This window comes from Mannheimia sp. USDA-ARS-USMARC-1261, from assembly GCF_000521605.1.
Lineage (GTDB): Bacteria > Pseudomonadota > Gammaproteobacteria > Enterobacterales > Pasteurellaceae > Mannheimia > Mannheimia indoligenes.
Map to the genome: position 1 here is coordinate 523,020 of NZ_CP006942.1, position 18,010 is coordinate 541,029.

Consider the following 18,010-nt stretch of genomic DNA (forward strand, 5'->3'; position numbering starts at 1 on the left):
TTCCCCAAGCGGTATTTCCCTTTCCTTTAACCTTTCAACCCATACTGATACGGTACGCCCAAATGCTCCCTTAGCGTATCGCCTTCATAATCCAAATGATAAATCCCCCGCTCCTGCAAAATCGGCACGACTTTTTCCACAAACTCACGCACGCCCATTTGGCTGTCAGGGGTAAGCGAAAAGCCGTCTGTCGTCCCCGCTTTAAACCATTCTTCCATAAAATCCGCCACATCAACAGCCGTCCCCACCACCACAGGGTGATAGTTAATCACGCCATTGGCAAGCACTTCTTTGGGCGACATTCCTTGTTTAATCAGCTCCACCGCACGGGGCGAACGGGGGTCATTGGGGTGCGGTGTCGCCTGATTTTGTAGGGCTATTGGCAAGGGTTCATTCAAATCCAAACCGTGCAAATTCACGCCTATCATCGCCGATAAATAGCGAATTTGCCCATAAAATTCATCATCGCTCATAAAGTCAATGAGTTGCATTCTGCGAGCGAGTGCATCTTCATAAGTGTCGCCAATGGTAAACATAAATCCGCTAAACATATTGATTTCATCAGGGTTACGACCGTGTGCCATTGCACTTTGTTTTAACACATTGCGATAGGCACGGGCTTCTTCAATGCTAAACGGATTGGCATACACGCCACTGGCAAATCGTCCTGCCAGCTCAATGCCTTCTGGGCTTGGGCCTGCCTGAAAAATGGGCGGTTGTCCTTGCGGTGTGGCTGGAATGGGCAACGCCCCTTTGACTTGATAATGTTTGCCTTTGTAACCCGCTGGTTTAATCTGGCTCATATCGGCAAATTGCCCTGTGGCTTTGTCGGTGATGTAGGCATTTTCGCCAAAAGTCCCCCACAAAGTTTGCACCGCTTCCACCATTTCGTGTGCCATTTCGTAGCGTGTGGCGGTGTCGGGCAAGGGCTTGTCGCCAAAATTATAAGCGGTAAAAGGCGTGCCTGTGGTAACGGCATTCCAGCCCACACGCCCTTTAGATAAGGTGTCCAGCGTTTTTAATTGACGGGCAAGGTTATAAGGCAGGTTGTAAGTGGTTGAAAAAGTTGCCACCATTCCGATTTTTTGTGTGGCGTAGGCAACGGCAGAGAGCATTACCATTGGTTCAAGCGGAAAAGCAGGCGAGCGAGTGGCAATGTCCGTGCCACCGCCAGCCCCACCAAAGGACGGCGTGTCAGCGATAAATAGGGTGTGGATTTTGCCTTGTTCAGCCGTTTTTGCCATTTCCACATAAAAATCAATGTCGTTATAGGCTTTTTCGTGGCTCTCGGGCAATCGCCACGATTGAAATTCGGACGCATAGCCCGAAACCAGTTGCAGGGCGAGTTTGATTTTTTTGGTTGAATTGTCAAGATAGTCGGTCATTTTGGGTTCTCCCATTAAAAAATATGGGGATATTATAGAATTTTATTATTGATAATTGAATGGCGAAAAATGGAATTTGGTTTTTAAAAATGGAAAGATGAATGATTTAAGCCGTCTGAAAATATTTTGCAAAATTTCAATAAAAAAAACACCGCTTGCCTTTCAACAAGCGGTCATTTCTCGCTAATTATTTACCACCGTAAACACTTTATTATTCAGCCGATATTCACTCTTTTCATCGTGAGCCAGTTGCACAATGGTTGGCTTGCGTTTACACAGTTCACGCATTTTAGCGGTGCTTGCTTGGTGCAATTTGCCGTCCATACACACGCCGTCAATGTTGCCCGCCAGCATATCTTTTTCACAATAAGACGCATCACCGCCAATCAAAATATAGTACTCGCCCATATCCACAATCACCGCCTGATGTCCAAGCGTATGCCCTGCGGTTGGCACTAGGCGGATTTTGCCGTCTTTGGTGAGTTTGTGGCTTTGCTCAAAACTTTCAAACGCACCGTCATTAAAGGCAATCGTATCAGGGGCGAACCAATTAGGATAATGCTTGGTCAAATAGCCATTAAACACCGCATTTGGGGCTTCAATCGCCTGTTTTTCAATCTCGGTCAAGACAAATCGGCTGTTCGGAAAATTGGGCAATCCACCTGCGTGGTCGCCGTGCATATGGGTCATCACCACCGTGTCTATTTTTAACGGGTCAAAGCCTTTGGCTTTTAGCACTTCGCCCACTTCTTCTCTTGCCTTGACACCACGGCGTTCGCAAAACTGCATAAATGGGTGCCACCACGGCTGATAACCCTTGTCATTGGCACGGCTACTCTCGCCCGTATCCACCAAAATCAACCCTTCTGGGTGTTCAATCAGCCAGCAACCAATCGGCAATTTTGGCGACCATTTGCTGTCGGTTAAAACATCCAACACACGTAAAGGACGAGCCAAAAAACGTGCCAACTGATGATGAATTTTAATTTGCACCCAACCCGTTGTCAGGCAATGAACTTTAATCATATCAATCAATGAGCGTATTTTAGAGATTCGCCCCCAAGCGAACAAACATTAAAATAGCTGAATTTAACCTGATAAGCAGATAAAATATTAAATCTGTATGCACAAAATGAAAAAAGTATGGACTTACGCACTGTTAAAACGCACCTGATGATCCAAAACGCTCTTATCGATCTGCTGGACGGAAAGCCCTTTGAAAAAATCCAAGCCCAAGAAATCATTGAAAAAGCCTTGATTAACCGCACGACTTTTTATCGCTATTATTCGGGCAAAAGCGATTTGGCGGGCAAATTGATTAAACAAATCAAAGCCGAATATCAAACCCTTTTAAAACAACGCTTTGAAAGTGAGGATTTAGTGCGATTTATGCAAATCATTGGCAATCGTTTATTGGAAAAAAGACGGCTGATTTTGGCACTGTGGAAAATCAAAACGCCCCGCCACCATTTGTATGATGATATGCACGCTTTATTAAAAAACGCCTTTATCGCCCACGCCAAACGGATAAAAGCAGACGATAAAAATTGGGATTACCAAGCCCATATTTTTGCCACCATCGCCCTAGAAAGCCACCGATACGCATTTGAACGGAGCGAACTTTGAAAAATCCCGAAAGTGTTTGATGAATGGGGGGAGATGATTGGGATATTAAAAATGAATTGAAAATAAAAATACCGCTTACATTCCTGCAAACGGTGTTGTGTTTATGGATTGCCCCATTTGACTTGTGCTGTACCACGCCCCAAAGCGTTTTTTAAGCCGTCAGTTTGGCGAATTTTGCCGATTTTAGTGTAGCGATAATTACTGTCAAAATTTTCATAAAAAATCACAATCGTATCGCCTTGATAAAGCATCACATCGCCTGCGTGAATTTGCCCTGCGGTTTTGTCGTTGGTAGGCAAAGCGTTTGGCAAAGTGGCGAATTTTTCGTTATTTAGATGGTCGTTCATTGCCAAATCCAGTGGTAACAGATTGGCAAAACTTTGGGCGGTTTGGTTATTTTCTAATTGTAAATCAAATAATTGATTGTTAATACTTAAAGAAATGACGGACGAGTGCATTGCGTGTTCCTGTTTTGGTGCTTGGGTTGGTGTTTGGGCGTGGCAAGCGGTTAAAAACGAAGCAAAAATTGCCAATATCCATAATGGTTTCATCGTGTTTCCTAATAGTAATGCCGTCCAAAAATAAAGTTTTGGACGGCTTGGGCGTTATTTTAAATTCGCTTTAAAAAATTGTTCAAATTTATCAAAGGGAATTTTACCTGCTTGGTTGTCGTACAGATCAACATGGGTAGCGTTTGGCACGATGTACAATTCTTTATTTGATGAACCAATCGCTTTAAACGCATCTTCGCTAAAATAACGGCTGTGGGCTTTTTCGCCGTGTACGATTAAAGTTGGCGTACGCATTTCGTCAGCATATTTTAAAATTGGCATATTGAGCATTCCAATCATCGCTGTGGTCGCCCAAGAGCCGTCAGGACTAGAATTGACCGCACGGGGGTGAAAGCCACGCTTTGTGGTGTAAAAGTCGGAATATTCTTTAACAAACAATAGCGTATCGGCGGTAAAGTCTTTGGCACGCAAATTGTTGGCAGGCTGTAAATCAGCATAGTCGTTTTGTGTGGCACTTGTGCGGACATTGCTCATTTCTTGACGCATTTTGTGGCGTGCGTCCGCTGTTTGTGGTGCGATGCGGTCGTAAGTGCCTTGTGCGTTGGGGTGCATATTGATGGCATAACCTTCGGCAACCACACGGGTCATATCGTACATTGTGGAAGTTGCCACCGCTTTAATGCGTGGGTCGCTACTTGCCACATTTAAGGCAAATCCGCCCCAACCACAAACACCCAAAACGCCAATTCTGTCTTTATCCACAATCTGTAAATTGCTCAAATAATCCACGCTGGCAGAGAAATCTTCGGTATTAATCTCTGGGCTTGGCATATTTCTAGGCAAGCCTGAACTCTCGCCTGTGTACGAACCGTCAAAAGCAAGTGTAACAAAGCCCCGCTCCGCCATTGTTTGTGCATAAAGCCCTGATGTTTGTTCTTTCACCGCCCCAAAAGGTCCTGAAACGGTAATCGCTGGTAATTTGCCTTTGGCGTTTTTGGGAATGTACAAATCGCCCACCAAAGTAATGCCAAAGCGGTTTTTAAAGGTAACTTTGCGATGTTCTACTTTGGTTGATTTTGGGAAAATTTTGTCCCATTCTTGGGTGAGTTGAATATTTTGAGCAGGAACGGTAATTTGTGTTGCCGAAACTGGCAATGTGTTTGCCATAGCATTTGCTCCCAAAAGTGCGGTGCTTAATAAAAGAGCGGAAGTTAAGGTTTGGATTTTCATAAAATCTCTTTGGTTGTTGAAAATATGTGCGTATTATACAAGCCCATTTATCGGATGATAATATGCAAAAAATTTGCTAAACTATCAATTTTAAGTTGATAATACACCTATGCCACATCGCCAAAATTACAATGATTTGTACGCTTTTTTGTTGGTCGCCCAAGAGAAAAACTTTGCCCGAGCATCTGAAAAATTGAACATTTCGCCCCAAGCTTTATCCAAAACCATTAAACTGCTAGAAAATCGCTTGGGCTTACAACTGTTTAACCGTACCACTCGTACTGTGTCGCTTACTCACGCAGGCGAAAAGCTGTTTGCCACCGCTCAAAAAAGTTTTGCTCAACTTGATAGCGAATTGACCCACCTTGCCCATTATCGCAATGCCCCAAGTGGCACGGTAAAAATCAGTGCAGGCTTACAAGTGGTGCAAAATACGCTGATTCCAAAACTTGCTCATTTTCAAACGCAATATCCTGATATTACCGTGCATTTGTCCGCCAACAATCGCTTTGTAGACATTGTCGCCGAAGGGTTTGACGCTGGTGTGCGACTGGGCGATGATGTGGGCGAGACGATGATAGCGGTAAAAATCAGCGAGCCTTTGGCGATGACGATTGTGGCAAGTCCAAGCTACATCAAGCAATTTGGTTTAATCAAAACGCCTGACGAGCTGGCAACTCATCAAGGCATTGGCTATGTGATGAGCAATGGCAAATTATACGAATGGGAGCTGATTTTTAATGGCAAACCGTTTACCCAAACCCCGCCTTGCCGTTGGCTGTTTGATGACGATGAAGCGGTCAAAACGGCTTGTTTGCACGGTTTGGGCTTGGCATATTTACCGCAAGAAATTATTGCCGATGAATTGGCGAGTGGCAAATTGGTTGTTGTGTTGCCTGCCTATTGCCCAAGTTTGCCTGCGTTGTATTTATATTATCCGCACCGCAACATCTCGCCTGCGTTGAAGGTGGTGGTGGAGAGTTTGAGGGTTTAGGCAATCAGCATTTCTCCACAAACTCCCCATTAACCCACCGCCATTCATTCTGTACTTGATTAAGCCAATCCACCACCGTTTGTTTATCTGTCAGATTAAAGGCATAACGGATTTCGGTAAGCGAGATGAGCGGTCGTTTTGCCAAGAAATTTTGCAAAGTGGTTTTGTTGAGCGTGGGCAAATTTGGCTTGATTTTGCCGTCTGAAATTTGGGCAATCATCGCTACAAAATCGGTAAAATCCAGCACGCCTGTGGTTAAAATCTGCCTATCTCCATAGCAAAACAGATAGGCAGGCAAGGCACGCACACCGAGTTTGGCTCGCAGGTTAAAATCGCTTTGCAAGGCGTGTTTGGCTTGTTTGCTGTGATAGGCTTGCAAAAAGGTCGCCTTATCCATACCGATTTCGCTGGCGACTTGGGCAAGTATGCTTTCATCGGTGGTTATCCGCTGTTCGACAATGGTGGCAAATCGCAAACGGTATAAAAACGTTTCGGCTTTTTCTGGGGCAGTCAGCTCCACTGCTTTAAAGGCTAAATTAAGTGGAATGGATGATGTACGATTTTTGGCAAATAAATTAAGCCTGTCCATTTTTATCGGCATTCCACTAATGCTTTGTTCGCTCTCGTAAATCCGTGCAAGGCGAGCATTGTAGCGGACGAACGCATTTTCTTCGCCATCTTTAAAATCATTGGCTATCATAAAATCCGCCACATCTCGCACCAATCCACCCATCACAAATCGCAGGCAAACTTGCTCGCCAAAATGGGTTTCAAGCTGCCTGAAAAATGGCTCGCTTTCATAACTTAGCCCCATCATCGGGTCGGTAAAATTGTAGATTTGCACGGTTTTGTGGTTATTGTTCTGCATAAAAATCCCCCACGCCAAAAGCAGTAATGTTGCAAAATTCCACGAAAACTCGACCGCTTGCAATGCCCAAAGTGCGGTGCAAAATGTGGCTGATTTGGGCGGTTAATTCAGGGTAGCCTGTGTGCGTGGCATTGCCAATGGCTCGAAACTGCACCAATGCCACAGAGCTATCATCTTGATACCACATCGTTTTTTGTTCAAAGCTGATTAAAATGCTCTGTGCTGATTGGGAACGCACGCCACCGCCTTGCCAAAGGCTTGTACAATTTCGGTTTGTTGCTCAGGCGAAATCGGCTGATTGGTGCTGATTGTGATAAACGCCATTATTGCCCCCATTTTTGCACCAAAGCCAACAAACGCTCTGCCACTTGTTGCTCTTTTTGCTGATAAGTATGCCCTGTATTTTCAATAAAAATCAGCTTGTTTTGCTCGGCTGTTGGAAAATAGCGGTTGATGTTTTGCAAAAATCCGCAAGGATCGCCATAAGTAAAGCCGTCCAGCGTGCCAATCAGCAACGCCCCAGAATGCTTAATTGCCTGAACTTGTGAAAAATCGCCGTCCGTTTCTTGATGTACATTGTTCAATATAGGCGAATACAGCCACTGATAAGCGGTGTCGGCAACACAAGGCAACCAGCCAAACAGCTCAAACGGCAACAATGTTTGCCCCTTGCCGTCAGCGACCTGTGCCTTGATAAAGGTGCGTTCAGGCTCGCTGATTTGGTTGGTCAAATGGGTAACATTGGCAGGACTAAGTAGGATAAATTTATCCACCCTTTTATCTTGGGTGCTTGATAGATAATGAATGACCTTGTTCGCCCCCAAAGAATGCCCTGCCAAAATAATCCGCCCATAGCCTTGTTGCTCGGCAAAATCCACATAAGCCGACACATCTTCATTCCACGATCCAATCCGCTCTTTTTCGCCTGTTTTGGCGTTGAGAATTGGAATTTGCCCAAAGGCGTTGCGAGTTTGGGCGTAAATAAAATCAATGCCATTTGTCGAAAGCGTCTCGCCAATGTTGTAATAAAACGGATTGGAATAAAAATTGCCGTGAATGCCCGTAATGGCTATGACCACCGTGTCCGACTTGGCTATACTGGCAAATAACGCACCGTGCAGAATTGTGCCTGTATGGGTGGCGATGTGAAGTTGTTGCATCTTGTTTCCTTATTTCATCTGAATTAAGGCAAATTATAGGCAATGATTTTTGTAGAAAAAGTGGGAAATAAGCAAAGGAATTTTGCGGATTTAGCAATAATTGACTTACAAGTATTTAAAGCGAAAGAGAATGAATCCGTGACAAATTGTCACGGATTCAAAATAAAATTCGTAAAACTACATTGAGTAGCAGGAAGTAAATAAACAAAGCTAATAATAGAAGATACTTTTATTCATTTTTAGAAACAACTGGAGCCAGTTTTAATTTTTAAACTCTAATCTAACAGTTTGTTTAAACTTCAAATTATTGTGGTTTCTCTCTTTATGTATGATCTTATCAACACTGGATAAGAATTCAAAATGAGAGCTTTGAAATTGATTATTACAATTCCACAAATCTTTATTTTTAGTGCTTATATAACTCATAATCATTCTAGGATTAATTTCAAATATAGTATTCTCCATTCTAAAAACAATCTCTTCATCTGATAAATTAGGATAAAGATCGACAAATAAATTCTTATATTTAGAATATAATTCCACATCATTCAATATATCCCTATAAATTAAAGCAAGACAAGATAAAGCTATTAAGTCAGAATGAGTTTTTATTCCATTAGCAATCATCTCTTTATAAATTTCTATTGCTAGATCTAAATTTTCGTCTATACCTTTTCCAATCAGTAAGCTATATGCTAAAAAAAGTGAACAAACTTTATCTCCTTCTTTATATCCTAAGTAAGACATTGCATAGAATGTTTGATCGTCATGTTCATTTTTTAAATATCCTGCATAATAGGCAACTTTACTAAAAACATTAGGGAAATTTGGAAAATCTCTTTTATTTACCATACATTGAGCTAATTTAATAAAATAGAATTGCAATGACAACTCATAGTATTTATATGCAATAGCTATATGATTAAAAAATCCATTCTTATTTTCATACATCTGCCCTAGTTGATAAGCGGAAATATAACAATTATCTTCAATAGCAAAAGTATAATAGTGATGAGCTTCAATAAAATTAGGTATCCCTAAATTGCCACCATATAGGTAATAATCACCAAGTGTTCTTCTTGCAAGAGTATGCCCCATATGAGCATTTTTTATAAGTATATCTAGATCTGGTTTAGGTATCTCAAATTTTCTTTCTAAGAAATTTTTAAGATATTTTTTACATAAATCACTAATTGAATCACCTGATTCAGAAGTGTCAAAATTAGGGATGTCAAGTTTTTTTACTTCTTCTAAATTACAAAGCGATCTATATAATTCTGTTAAGAATTTTGTATTATTTCGTTTTTTATAAGACAAATTTGTTTTTATTCTGTCTGCCAATTTATCTAAACTACGAACATCATTTTTTTTATACTCTCCCTTCTGACAAAAATCATCTAAAAGATCTGAGGCTATCTTCTTCCATTTATTTTCAAGACCTAGATTTTTTAGAATTCTCTCTATATTTTTCTTCAAAATAGTTGCTTCAGCTGTATCTTTAATTTCTTTTCTTCCCATAAATTTACCTATAGTTTCTTAATAGAGAATGTACTACGATCATTATGCCTAATTAGTTCATATCCATTCAATGACTTACAAAAATCGTGGAACTTCTTAAAACCATAATCTTTAACATTAAAATTTTTATCTATTTTAGATAAAGACTCCTTAAATCTAGATTGGAGTATTGTGCCAACATCTAATTTAATTAGATTAAAAGCCTTATTGATTATATCATAATCAATCTTTTTGACTTGTTGAGATGATAACTTGTTACTAGATACTTTTTCACATACTCCATCATCAATATAAATAAAATGATTACATGAAGCAACAAATGCACTAGGGGTATATGATTCTCCTATGCCTATTATGGTTAGATCATCTTCTCTGATTCTATGAGCTAATCCAGTATAATCACTATCGCTAGATACAATACAAAAAATGTCTACTTTATTTCTATGCAATAGATCCATCGCATCAATAATTAGTGCTGTATCGCTACTTCCTTTACCAACTGTGTAAGAGAATTTTTGGATAGTTTTAATTGCATAGCTATTTACATATTCTTTCCATCTATTATTTCTTTGTTGAGTCCAATCAGCATAAATTCTCTTAATAGTAATTTCTCCGTAAGAATCTAGCTTAGTTAATATGTTAGGAATGTACGAGCTTTTAATGTTTTCAGCATCGATAAGAACTGCAATTTTCTTTTTCATAAGAATTGCTCCTAGAAAAGGGGAGAAATACTCCCCTTTGATTATTTATTTTGATTTTGGTGGATTATTACCACGTCCATTACCTGATTTATTTCCTGTTGTACTAGGAAAATTTGGATTTGCATTACCAGTTTTATTGATAGCCATATTACTAGCTCCTATATAATTAAATTAAAGAAATATTCTCATTATGAGAATGCCAGTGTTTTGCAAAACGGGTTGTATTATCTAGAGAGAAAAATTAATAAGCAAGTAGGACATTAGGACAGTGAATGTAGGGACAAAATAGAAAAGAAAGCGGTCTGTTTTGCAAAAAAATTCACAAAACAGACCGCTTGTTTTAATGGCTAAAAATGCTCTGATTTATAACGCACGCCAAGTTGTTTGCTTGGTGGATAAAAATCGTGTCCTGTCTGTGTGCCGTGTAGCATGGCAGGCGTGTAGCGATAAAAGTCGGCTTGTTCCCAGTCAAAGGTAGTTTGGATTTCGTTTTCTCGCCCTGTTTGAAGCAGCTCGACCAAATTAGGGTTGAGCATAATGCTTTTGCCAATCGACACGCTCTCCACCCAGCCTGTTTGATACGCCTGCAACATATCGTCTGCGGTGTAAAGATTGCCCTAACCGAAAAACGGCACTCGCCCTGCGATGCGGTCGTGAACCACTTGCATACGGGTAAGATTGCTATCCGCCCCACGGCGAACTTTTTTATAAAAATCCCACAACGAAATGTGCAAATACTGGATTGGCTGTTCAAGTAAAGCGTCCACCAATGCTAAAGTTTCTTTCATCGTAATGCCTTTTTCGCCCGGCTCTTCTGGCGAAAAACGATAACCGATGATGAAATCAGGGCGATTGTGTTTTTGACGCATTTGGTCAATTGCTTTGACGATTTCAAGGGGGAAATTTAGGCGTTTTTCTAGGCTACCACCCCAAAAGTCGGTGCGGTAATTGGTGCTTGCCGACACAAACTGCTGAATTTGCCAGCCGTTCGCTCCGTGAATTTCCACACCGTCAAACCCTGCCTGCATTACCAATTCAGCCGCTTTGGCATAGCTTTGCACCATTTCCCACACTTCGTTCTTGCTCATCGTGCGAAAACGACCGTACATATCGCCTGTTGGGGCGATGACTTCAAATCCCTGCGTCATTTGTGGGTCGGCACGCAAGCCAGAATGGGCGATTTGCACCACCGCTTTGTCGGCTTGCTGATGAGCAAGCTCGGCATATTCACGCAAAGTCGGCGAATGGCGTTCGTCAAACGCATTCGGACTTTCAAAACCGATACCGCTTGGGTGCACATTGGTAAAAAGCATAATGTACAAGCCAAAGCCATGAAAACGATCTTGCCAAAAATGGCGACCTGCGTCCGTCATCTCGCCGTCCACCCCAGAGTCGTAAATCGTCAAAGGGGCAACGGTTAAACGGTTGGCAATGGTTACGCCATTGTTAAGGGTATAGGGTTCAAAAAGGGGGTGATATTTTGGGTTCATTGGTTGTTCCTTGTATTCAAAAGATAGGGGTATTTTAGATGAATGAATTTATTTAGAAACAACACAGATTTCAAAATAGCTTTGCAAAATAAGCATAAATAATTTTGCAAAATTTAGATAAAAAAACACCGCTTATCATCACGATAAACGGTGTTTTTTTCAAAAATCAAACTTTAACCACAATCTTACCAATCTGCTGATTGCTCGCCATATATTCGTGGGCTTTGACCATTTCATCAAAGGCAAAGATTTTGTCAATTTCTGGGCGTAACTGACCGCTTGCCAAACCGTCATAGACAAATTGTTTGGCTTTGGCGAGTTTTTCAGGCACGGTGGTGATTTCAAAGAGTTCATAACCCCGCACGGTTAAATGTTTGCCCAAAATCGGGAATACAGGCACGGCAATATCATCGTGGCTTAATGCACCGTAAATGATGTAGCGACCATCTTGTGCCATTGCGTTGATGATGGCTGCGGCTTCTTTGCCGCCCACAGGGTCAAACACCATATTCACGCCTTTGCCACCCGTGATCTCAAGCAGTTTGGCGGTTACATCGTCTTCTTTTGTGGCAAGCACAAAATCCGCCCCTTTCTCCAAAAGCACATCGCCTTTGGCGTGGGTGCGAGAAAGTGCGATTACTGTTGCCCCTTGCATTTTGGCGATTTGGATTGCCGCCAAACCGACCGAACTGGTTGCCCCACCCAGCACCACGACATCGCCTGATTTCACCTTACCAAACTCAATCAAACCACCGTAAGCGGTAACAAACTGCATCCAGCTTGCGGCGGCTTGTTCCATCGTTAAATTTTCAGGGTGTTTAACCACAGCGTGTTTTGGCATATTGACGATCTCGCCGTATGTACCGTATTCGGTGAACATAAAAGACGGAATCACACTGACTTGATCGCCAACAGCCAATTCGCTGACATTTTCCCCCACAGCAGTGATGATACCTGCCCCTTCATAACCCATTGTGGCAGGGAATACAGGATCAATCACATACGCCCCTTCACGATACATCATCTCGGCACGGTTTAAGCCAATGGCGTGGATTTGAATTTGCACTTCGTCCGCTTTTGGGGTGGGGATTTCTACATCAACGATTTGTAACACATTAGGCGAACCTGTTTGGGTAAATTGAATTTGTTTGCTCATTTGTTTTTCCTTAATCACAAGATTTTTAAGATGAAATCAGTGTATCCGATTGTTCATTATGGAAAAACCACACAAATCGCAAAACTGCTTTTGCAAAATGAGCAAAAATGTTTTTTGCAAATTGCACAAACAAAAACACCGCTTGCGTTGCCACAAGCGGTGTGTTCAATTATCCCATCATTATTTATCCAACCCGTTCGCTTTCAGCCATCTTGCCATTTCGTCCGCTACTTCGGTGTTATTTAAGTCGATAAACGGAAAATGCGTGTTACCTTTGATACCGATTTTCGGCAGGTGAATCACTTCGGCTTTTCCACCGTGTTTATTCACTACGTCCACCCACTGTTCAGCCAGTTTTTTGCGGATAAACCACTGTTCGCCTCCTTGCGTGCCGTCTAATTCATCGGGGATAAAGTCGCCGAAGTAGATGACGATTGGGATTTGCGTGAGTTTTTAAACTGCTCAAACGACACACTAATTGGGCTAACGTCACCAAATTTGCTGGTTAAGGCTTGGGGAACTTCGCTTTCAGGGAATGGAAAATTCCCAGCTTCTATCGCCACAATGCCTTTGACCTTGTCGCTTGCCATTGCCGTTGTCCAGCCGATTACGCCCCCTGCGGAATGGGTAACGAACACGCCATCACCCGTTTTCTCAAACAATTTCGCCATACTGTCGGTGATTACCCCCACATTAAACGCCCCTGTGGCTGGGGTCATTGAGCGGAAAAACTGCTCATAACTTGCCTTATCTTGGGGGAATTGTACGCCTTGGTTAAAATTCGGATACACACCGATACGGAATTGGGCATACCAAAATTGCTCGTCAGGTGTGGCGGTAATTTCAGCTTTTTCAGTGCTTTTGCCCGCCGATCCACTTCTTGGCTGATCGACCAAATAAATCGGGTAGCCTTTGCGTAAAAAGAGCGTATCAAAGCCTTCACGCCCATCTGGTGTGGTCTGCCAAGTGCGGATTGAACCGCCATAGCCGTGTAAAAAGACCAGTGGGGGTGATTTTGCGTTGGCTGGAACTTGATAAAATACCGAGGCGTGGTCGCCGTGCAAACTCATTCCGCCTGCTTTCACGCTTGCTCCATATGCGTCCCAAAATGATGCACTGGTTTTATCGGAAATTTCCGCTGGTATGGGGGTGTAACTGCCTTCGCTGGTTTTCACTGTGCCGCCGACGGCAAAACTCCCCTGTTTGGCGATCATTAACGGTTCTTGGGCAAAAGAGGTTTGAGTCGCCAAAAGCCCCAAAAACAGTGTCGTTAAAATAGATTTCTTCATTGTTTTATCCTCTAAATTCAGCCAACCATTTGATCATTTTCGGATCTCGGTGATCAAAAATAATCTCGTTGCGATTAAGTGTAGTAATGTCGGCAAGATCTTGACTATCGAGCGTAAAATCTAAAATCGCACGGTTTTCGGCAATACGTTCTGCTTTTACCGATTTTGGAATAATCGCCACGCCTTGTTGATTAAGCCAACGCAACACCACTTGTGCCACCGATTTGCTATGTTTTTCGGCGATTTTGCTTAACACAGGATTGCTGAAAATCTCAAACTTCCCTTCGGCAAGTGGTGCCCAAGCCTGTTGCACAATGCCCAGTTCTTTGTGAAAAGCGATTTCTTCTTCACGCTGATAGAATGGGTGGGTTTCAATTTGATTGACCGCTGGCACAATTTCACGGCAAGTAATCAAATCCATTACTCTGTCCATATGGAAATTACTCACACCAATCGCTCGTGCTTTGCCTGTTTTATAGAGATCTTCCATTGCTCTCCACTGCTCGTGTACTTCGCCGAACGGCTGGTGCATTAAATAGAGATCCACATAATCCAGCCCTAAACGCTCTAACGAAGCCTGCAACGCTTTTTTCGTGCCTTCGTAGCCGTTTTCACGCTGAATCCAAAGTTTGGTGGTCACAAAAATTTCTTCACGAGGAATACCACTGGCTTGAATCGCTCGTCCTACACCTGCTTCATTACCATAAACCGCAGCAGTATCAATCAAACGATAACCTGCCTGTAACGCCTGCAATACAGCTTTTTCCGTTTCATCATCAGAGACTTGGTACACACCAAAACCAATCATCGGCATTTCTATACCATTGTTTAAAATGACTTTTTCCATTGTTTTTCTCCTGTGGGATTGAAAGTGAGAATAGTATAGATTGTTGGGATTATTTTGATTAGATAGGGTAAAATTGATGAAGTTATGAATTAAATTCAACAATCTTTCAGATTCTTATTCCTTAATACGAAAAAACACCGCCCATACACTAATCCGTGTTGCATAAGCCGCTGCAATCAACATTGCAAAAAAATCAAAATAAAAGACCGCTTGCGATTCGCTATAATCAAAATAAGCAAAATCCACCTGCATCAGTAAATAGGGCAAGAGTTCCCGTTCAGTAAACACCCAAAAACCGTAGGCGGCGATAATCGTCCAACAGGTTGGGATTAGATATTTTGCCAACCAGTGTTCCAAATTCAAACGGTAGGCGTTAGCGAATAGATTGGTAATTGCTTTCCAATGCAACCCTAAATGCACGCCTACGGTAATTTGTAGCCAGTGGGTGCTGGTCATATGGATTTTACGGGTGAAATCATTGGTTAAGTGGAACGGCATTTCGGCAAATAGATGCTTAGAGAGCAAAATACCGCTGATACAAGCGGTCAAAAACAGCAAAAAAGTGGCAAAATTCACCGTGGTTTGAAAAGTACGATAGCCACTGTATTCGCCCGTAAACAGCTTTTTCAGCCACCACGTATTGAGCGTTAAATGCGAAATAATCAAGGCGAAAAACGCCAGCCCCAGCCATTCGTGAGTAATTTCTTCATATAAGTGATAACCAAATAACGACAGCAGTACGGCAGCCATTATCAAGTCTTGGGCGAGTTGGAAAAGGTATTTTTTCTTCATAATTTTTCTCCCCTCTTTGAAAAAGAGGGGCTGGGGGAGATTTTAAGGCTCTTCAAAATCGCACAAATCTCCCCTAACTCCTCTTTACTAAAGAGGGGGATCCGTTTATTTAACGTACCCATTCTCTTTCAAAAACGCCGCCAATTCTGCTTCCACTTCGCTGTCAGCTCGGACGGTTTTATGCAAGTAGGCTTCAAAACCGTCTTTGACGACAGCGTTCGGGGCTAATTTTTTCAATTCACGATCCGTACCGCTGAAACGGCTGCCGCCGTGTCCGACAACCGGCACAATGGTTTTGCCGCTGAAATCGGTTTGTTCAAGCAGGCTGTACCACGCCATCGGGGCTTTATACCACCAAATCGGATACACCAAAAATACCGTATCCACACCGTCTAAATTCGGCAGGGCTTTTAATTCGGGTTTGATGTTTTGGCGTTGCTCGTTTTGGGCGTAATCCAATAACGGCTGGTGCGTAGTCGGGTAAGGCTTGACGGTTTCCAAACGGAACAGCTCGCCGCCTGTGGTTTTCTGAATTTCTTTGGCAAGATATTCATTCGCCCCAAGCATTTCGCCGTTTTTAATCAGCTTGCTCGCACCCGACACGCCGTCCACCAGTTGTTCAGCGGTGTAATTTTCGGGCTGCGAAAAGTAGATAATCAGATTTTTCGCCTGTGCCACTTGTGAGGCAAACAGGGCGATAAAAAATGTGGTTAGCGTTTTCATCATTTTATTTCTCGCTTGTTTGAATAATCTATGATTAAAACTTTGCATTCGGTGCAAGCAGTTTTAACAAGGTTTCATCGTGGTGTTGCACTTGTTTGACTTCGTTATCAAAAATCATCGTTGCTCCGTTTTCACGGTTGTAAGCGTCCCATTGTGGTAAGCCGTTGCCGTTTGGGTTGCCGGTTTTGGCGAAGTTTGCCCAAGCGGTACTCATTGTTTGGGCGAGCTTTTTCGCTTGCTCACCGCCGCCTGTGGCAAATTGGGCTTTTTCAATGTTGTTGAACACAAACGGAATTTCTGCGGTGTGATAACTCATTGGAATACCGTCCATTACAGGAGTGTCCCAGCTAAACAGGTAGTGATACACATTTGCCCCTTTTTGATCGGCTTTTAAGCGAGCGGTTTTAATCGCCGGCAAGCGTAAAAAAGTATCCGCATACAACACATCAGCCACATTGCGTGTTGGGTAGGCTTGTTTAAATGCGGTTTGAATGTCAACGGATTTCTCGCCAAAGCGGGCGTTTAATTTCTGCTGGATTTGTTCGTTTGTCCAAGTGTTGCGGTTATCCGCTAGGCTTTTGCCAAAATCCAGTTGCAACGGAAAACTCTCCCACTCGCTGAAATTTGAGCCGATCAACAACGGAATCTCTTTTGCCATCGCAGGATATTGTTCGCCTACGGGTTGTTGTGGAATATAGCCATTATCCAAAATAGGCGACCACGAAAGCGAATAGCCACTACCACGCAAGGCTGGGATTTTTTGCTCTTCGGCAGTCTGTTTCAATGCTTGATTAGATGCTTTTTCTAACTCATCAAAGGGGATATTGTTTAGTTTTTCTAACTCATTGTCAGCAATGCCTAAATTTTGCAAGGTCAGCTCTGCCACACGACGGCTAACTTGTTGATTAGGTAGCGTTGCTCCCATTCCTTCAACCGCACCACTTTGCACAATCGCTTTATGGAATAAGCCCAGTGCTGATGGGGTTGCCATTAGGGTAAGTACTTTTGCACCGCCACCGCTTTCGCCAAAAATGGTGATGTTTTCAGGATCGCCCCCAAATTGAGCGATGTTGGCTTTCACCCATTCCAGTGATGCCACCAGATCTTGCACACCTAAATTTGCCGAATGTTTATACTGTTCGCCATATGCCGACAGATCCAAATGCCCCATCACATTCAGGCGGTGATTAACTGAAACCACAACCACATCTTGACTGCGAGCCAAATTCTCTCCGTGATAAGTATCGCTTTCCACCGCACTACCTGCTTGGAAACCACCACCGTGCAACCACACCATTACAGGACGTTTTTTACCATCGTGAATAGCGGGTGTCCAAACATTCAGATTTTGGCATTCATCGCTCTGAGAAAATTGTCCGCCCGAAAACAGAAAAGTGTTCATCGGGTTCATCGCATTTTGTGGGCAGATATTGCCATAGCGAATGGCTAGGCGTGTGCCGTCCCATTTTTCCACTTTTTGCGGTGGCATAAAACGCTGTGCTGTGGCATAGGGAATGCCTTTGTAAGTCAAAATGCCGTCTTGAATATAGCCTTGTAGCATACCTTGTTCGGTCTGCACCACGGCAATGCCCGAACCTGCCTGAATTTCCGCTTGGGCAAATGAGCTAAAAAGTGAAAGGGTTAAGAATGAAAGTGAAAGTTTTTTTAACATAGTAAACTCCATTGATTAGCGAATGTGTCCATTGTAGCGAAAATAAT

The 18,010-nt window shown here is 42.7% G+C and carries 18 protein-coding genes and 1 pseudogene; 2 read left to right on the forward strand and 17 right to left on the reverse strand.

Annotation, left to right across the window (positions count from 1 at the left end):
• Positions 1-26: 26 nt before the first annotated feature.
• Both X781_RS02615 and X781_RS02620 read right to left on the reverse strand, forming a co-directional pair.
• A complete protein-coding gene (locus X781_RS02615; protein WP_025235424.1) occupies positions 27-1,385 on the reverse strand; it encodes an NtaA/DmoA family FMN-dependent monooxygenase in 1,359 nt (452 codons plus the stop codon).
• Positions 1,386-1,568: 183 nt separating this feature from the next.
• A complete protein-coding gene (locus X781_RS02620) occupies positions 1,569-2,411 on the reverse strand; it encodes an N-acyl homoserine lactonase family protein (RefSeq protein ID WP_025235425.1) in 843 nt (280 codons plus the stop codon).
• A 117-nt stretch (positions 2,412-2,528) separates the two neighbouring features.
• Here X781_RS02620 and X781_RS02625 point away from each other — a divergent pair, with 117 nt between their 5' ends.
• Positions 2,529-3,011 (forward strand): TetR/AcrR family transcriptional regulator, encoded by a 483-nt coding sequence (locus X781_RS02625; protein ID WP_051411623.1) that lies wholly within the window; start codon positions 2,529-2,531, stop codon positions 3,009-3,011.
• A gap of 101 nt (positions 3,012-3,112) precedes the next feature.
• Here X781_RS02625 and X781_RS02630 read toward each other — a convergent pair whose 3' ends face one another.
• Both X781_RS02630 and X781_RS02635 read right to left on the reverse strand, forming a co-directional pair.
• Positions 3,113-3,562 (reverse strand): cyclophilin-like fold protein, encoded by a 450-nt coding sequence (locus tag X781_RS02630; protein ID WP_235068771.1) that lies wholly within the window; start codon positions 3,560-3,562, stop codon positions 3,113-3,115.
• A 54-nt stretch (positions 3,563-3,616) separates the two neighbouring features.
• Positions 3,617-4,753: an alpha/beta hydrolase gene (locus X781_RS02635; RefSeq protein ID WP_025235427.1), complete on the reverse strand. Its 1,137-nt coding sequence runs from the start codon at positions 4,751-4,753 to the stop codon at positions 3,617-3,619.
• 109 nt (positions 4,754-4,862) lie between these two features.
• Between X781_RS02635 and X781_RS02640 the strand changes: the two genes are divergently transcribed.
• Complete coding sequence (locus X781_RS02640) at positions 4,863-5,747, forward strand: LysR substrate-binding domain-containing protein (RefSeq protein ID WP_025235428.1); 885 nt, start codon at positions 4,863-4,865, stop codon at positions 5,745-5,747.
• 4 nt (positions 5,748-5,751) lie between these two features.
• On the opposite strand, the gene X781_RS02645 is transcribed toward X781_RS02640, so the two are convergent.
• The 13 genes and pseudogenes from X781_RS02645 to X781_RS02700 form a co-directional block, all read right to left on the reverse strand.
• Positions 5,752-6,615: a DsbA family protein gene (locus X781_RS02645; RefSeq protein ID WP_038643873.1), complete on the reverse strand. Its 864-nt coding sequence runs from the start codon at positions 6,613-6,615 to the stop codon at positions 5,752-5,754.
• Complete coding sequence (locus X781_RS02650; protein WP_158497205.1) at positions 6,602-6,853, reverse strand: hypothetical protein; 252 nt, start codon at positions 6,851-6,853, stop codon at positions 6,602-6,604. The genes X781_RS02645 and X781_RS02650 overlap by 14 nt, the downstream gene beginning before the upstream one ends.
• 85 nt (positions 6,854-6,938) lie before the next feature.
• Entirely contained in the window at positions 6,939-7,775 is an 837-nt protein-coding gene (locus X781_RS02655) for an alpha/beta fold hydrolase (RefSeq protein WP_025235431.1), read from the reverse strand.
• A gap of 261 nt (positions 7,776-8,036) precedes the next feature.
• Positions 8,037-9,293: a sel1 repeat family protein gene (locus X781_RS02660; RefSeq protein ID WP_025235432.1), complete on the reverse strand. Its 1,257-nt coding sequence runs from the start codon at positions 9,291-9,293 to the stop codon at positions 8,037-8,039.
• 8 nt (positions 9,294-9,301) lie between these two features.
• Positions 9,302-9,994 carry an NYN domain-containing protein gene (locus tag X781_RS02665; protein WP_025235433.1) on the reverse strand — a complete coding sequence of 231 codons (693 nt, stop codon included), beginning with the start codon at positions 9,992-9,994 and terminating at the stop codon, positions 9,302-9,304.
• 347 nt (positions 9,995-10,341) lie between these two features.
• The gene (locus X781_RS12475) at positions 10,342-10,587 is read right to left on the reverse strand and encodes a hypothetical protein (RefSeq protein WP_235068773.1); all 246 of its coding nucleotides are present in this window, start codon (positions 10,585-10,587) and stop codon (positions 10,342-10,344) included.
• Between the two features lie 24 nt (positions 10,588-10,611).
• Positions 10,612-11,484, reverse strand: a complete 873-nt coding sequence (locus tag X781_RS02670) for an oxidoreductase (RefSeq protein ID WP_235068780.1) — start codon at positions 11,482-11,484, stop codon at positions 10,612-10,614.
• Between the two features lie 166 nt (positions 11,485-11,650).
• Positions 11,651-12,640, reverse strand: coding sequence for a zinc-dependent alcohol dehydrogenase family protein (locus tag X781_RS02675; protein WP_025235434.1), 990 nt, complete (start codon positions 12,638-12,640; stop codon positions 11,651-11,653).
• Positions 12,641-12,820: 180 nt separating this feature from the next.
• Positions 12,821-13,929 (reverse strand): annotated as a pseudogene (locus X781_RS02680) (alpha/beta hydrolase).
• Positions 13,930-13,933: 4 nt separating this feature from the next.
• On the reverse strand, positions 13,934-14,776 hold the full coding sequence (locus X781_RS02685) for an aldo/keto reductase (RefSeq protein WP_025235435.1): 843 nt from the start codon (positions 14,774-14,776) through the stop codon (positions 13,934-13,936).
• Between the two features lie 114 nt (positions 14,777-14,890).
• Complete coding sequence (locus X781_RS02690; RefSeq protein WP_025235436.1) at positions 14,891-15,568, reverse strand: DUF4405 domain-containing protein; 678 nt, start codon at positions 15,566-15,568, stop codon at positions 14,891-14,893.
• A 105-nt stretch (positions 15,569-15,673) separates the two neighbouring features.
• Entirely contained in the window at positions 15,674-16,294 is a 621-nt protein-coding gene (locus tag X781_RS02695) for a flavodoxin (RefSeq protein WP_025235437.1), read from the reverse strand.
• 31 nt (positions 16,295-16,325) lie between these two features.
• Entirely contained in the window at positions 16,326-17,963 is a 1,638-nt protein-coding gene (locus X781_RS02700) for a carboxylesterase/lipase family protein (RefSeq protein ID WP_025235438.1), read from the reverse strand.
• Positions 17,964-18,010: the final 47 nt, after the last annotated feature.

Excerpts from the sequence above, each read along its gene's own strand:
- X781_RS02665 (WP_025235433.1), bottom strand. The coding sequence starts at position 9,994 with ATGAAAAAGAAAATTGCAGTTCTTATCGATGCTGAAAACATTAAAAGC.
- X781_RS02655 (WP_025235431.1), bottom strand. The coding sequence starts at position 7,775 with ATGCAACAACTTCACATCGCCACCCATACAGGCACAATTCTGCACGGT.
- X781_RS12475 (WP_235068773.1), bottom strand. The coding sequence starts at position 10,587 with ATGTTGCAGGCGTATCAAACAGGCTGGGTGGAGAGCGTGTCGATTGGC.
- X781_RS02645 (WP_038643873.1), bottom strand. The coding sequence starts at position 6,615 with ATGCAGAACAATAACCACAAAACCGTGCAAATCTACAATTTTACCGAC.
- X781_RS02670 (WP_235068780.1), bottom strand. The coding sequence starts at position 11,484 with ATGAACCCAAAATATCACCCCCTTTTTGAACCCTATACCCTTAACAAT.
- X781_RS02685 (WP_025235435.1), bottom strand. The coding sequence starts at position 14,776 with ATGGAAAAAGTCATTTTAAACAATGGTATAGAAATGCCGATGATTGGT.
- X781_RS02675 (WP_025235434.1), bottom strand. The coding sequence starts at position 12,640 with ATGAGCAAACAAATTCAATTTACCCAAACAGGTTCGCCTAATGTGTTA.
- X781_RS02695 (WP_025235437.1), bottom strand. The coding sequence starts at position 16,294 with ATGATGAAAACGCTAACCACATTTTTTATCGCCCTGTTTGCCTCACAA.
- X781_RS02630 (WP_235068771.1), bottom strand. The coding sequence starts at position 3,562 with ATGAAACCATTATGGATATTGGCAATTTTTGCTTCGTTTTTAACCGCT.
- X781_RS02635 (WP_025235427.1), bottom strand. The coding sequence starts at position 4,753 with ATGAAAATCCAAACCTTAACTTCCGCTCTTTTATTAAGCACCGCACTT.
- X781_RS02700 (WP_025235438.1), bottom strand. The coding sequence starts at position 17,963 with ATGTTAAAAAAACTTTCACTTTCATTCTTAACCCTTTCACTTTTTAGC.
- X781_RS02690 (WP_025235436.1), bottom strand. The coding sequence starts at position 15,568 with ATGAAGAAAAAATACCTTTTCCAACTCGCCCAAGACTTGATAATGGCT.
- X781_RS02625 (WP_051411623.1), top strand. The coding sequence starts at position 2,529 with ATGGACTTACGCACTGTTAAAACGCACCTGATGATCCAAAACGCTCTT.
- X781_RS02615 (WP_025235424.1), bottom strand. The coding sequence starts at position 1,385 with ATGACCGACTATCTTGACAATTCAACCAAAAAAATCAAACTCGCCCTG.
- X781_RS02640 (WP_025235428.1), top strand. The coding sequence starts at position 4,863 with ATGCCACATCGCCAAAATTACAATGATTTGTACGCTTTTTTGTTGGTC.
- X781_RS02620 (WP_025235425.1), bottom strand. The coding sequence starts at position 2,411 with ATGATTAAAGTTCATTGCCTGACAACGGGTTGGGTGCAAATTAAAATT.
- X781_RS02660 (WP_025235432.1), bottom strand. The coding sequence starts at position 9,293 with ATGGGAAGAAAAGAAATTAAAGATACAGCTGAAGCAACTATTTTGAAG.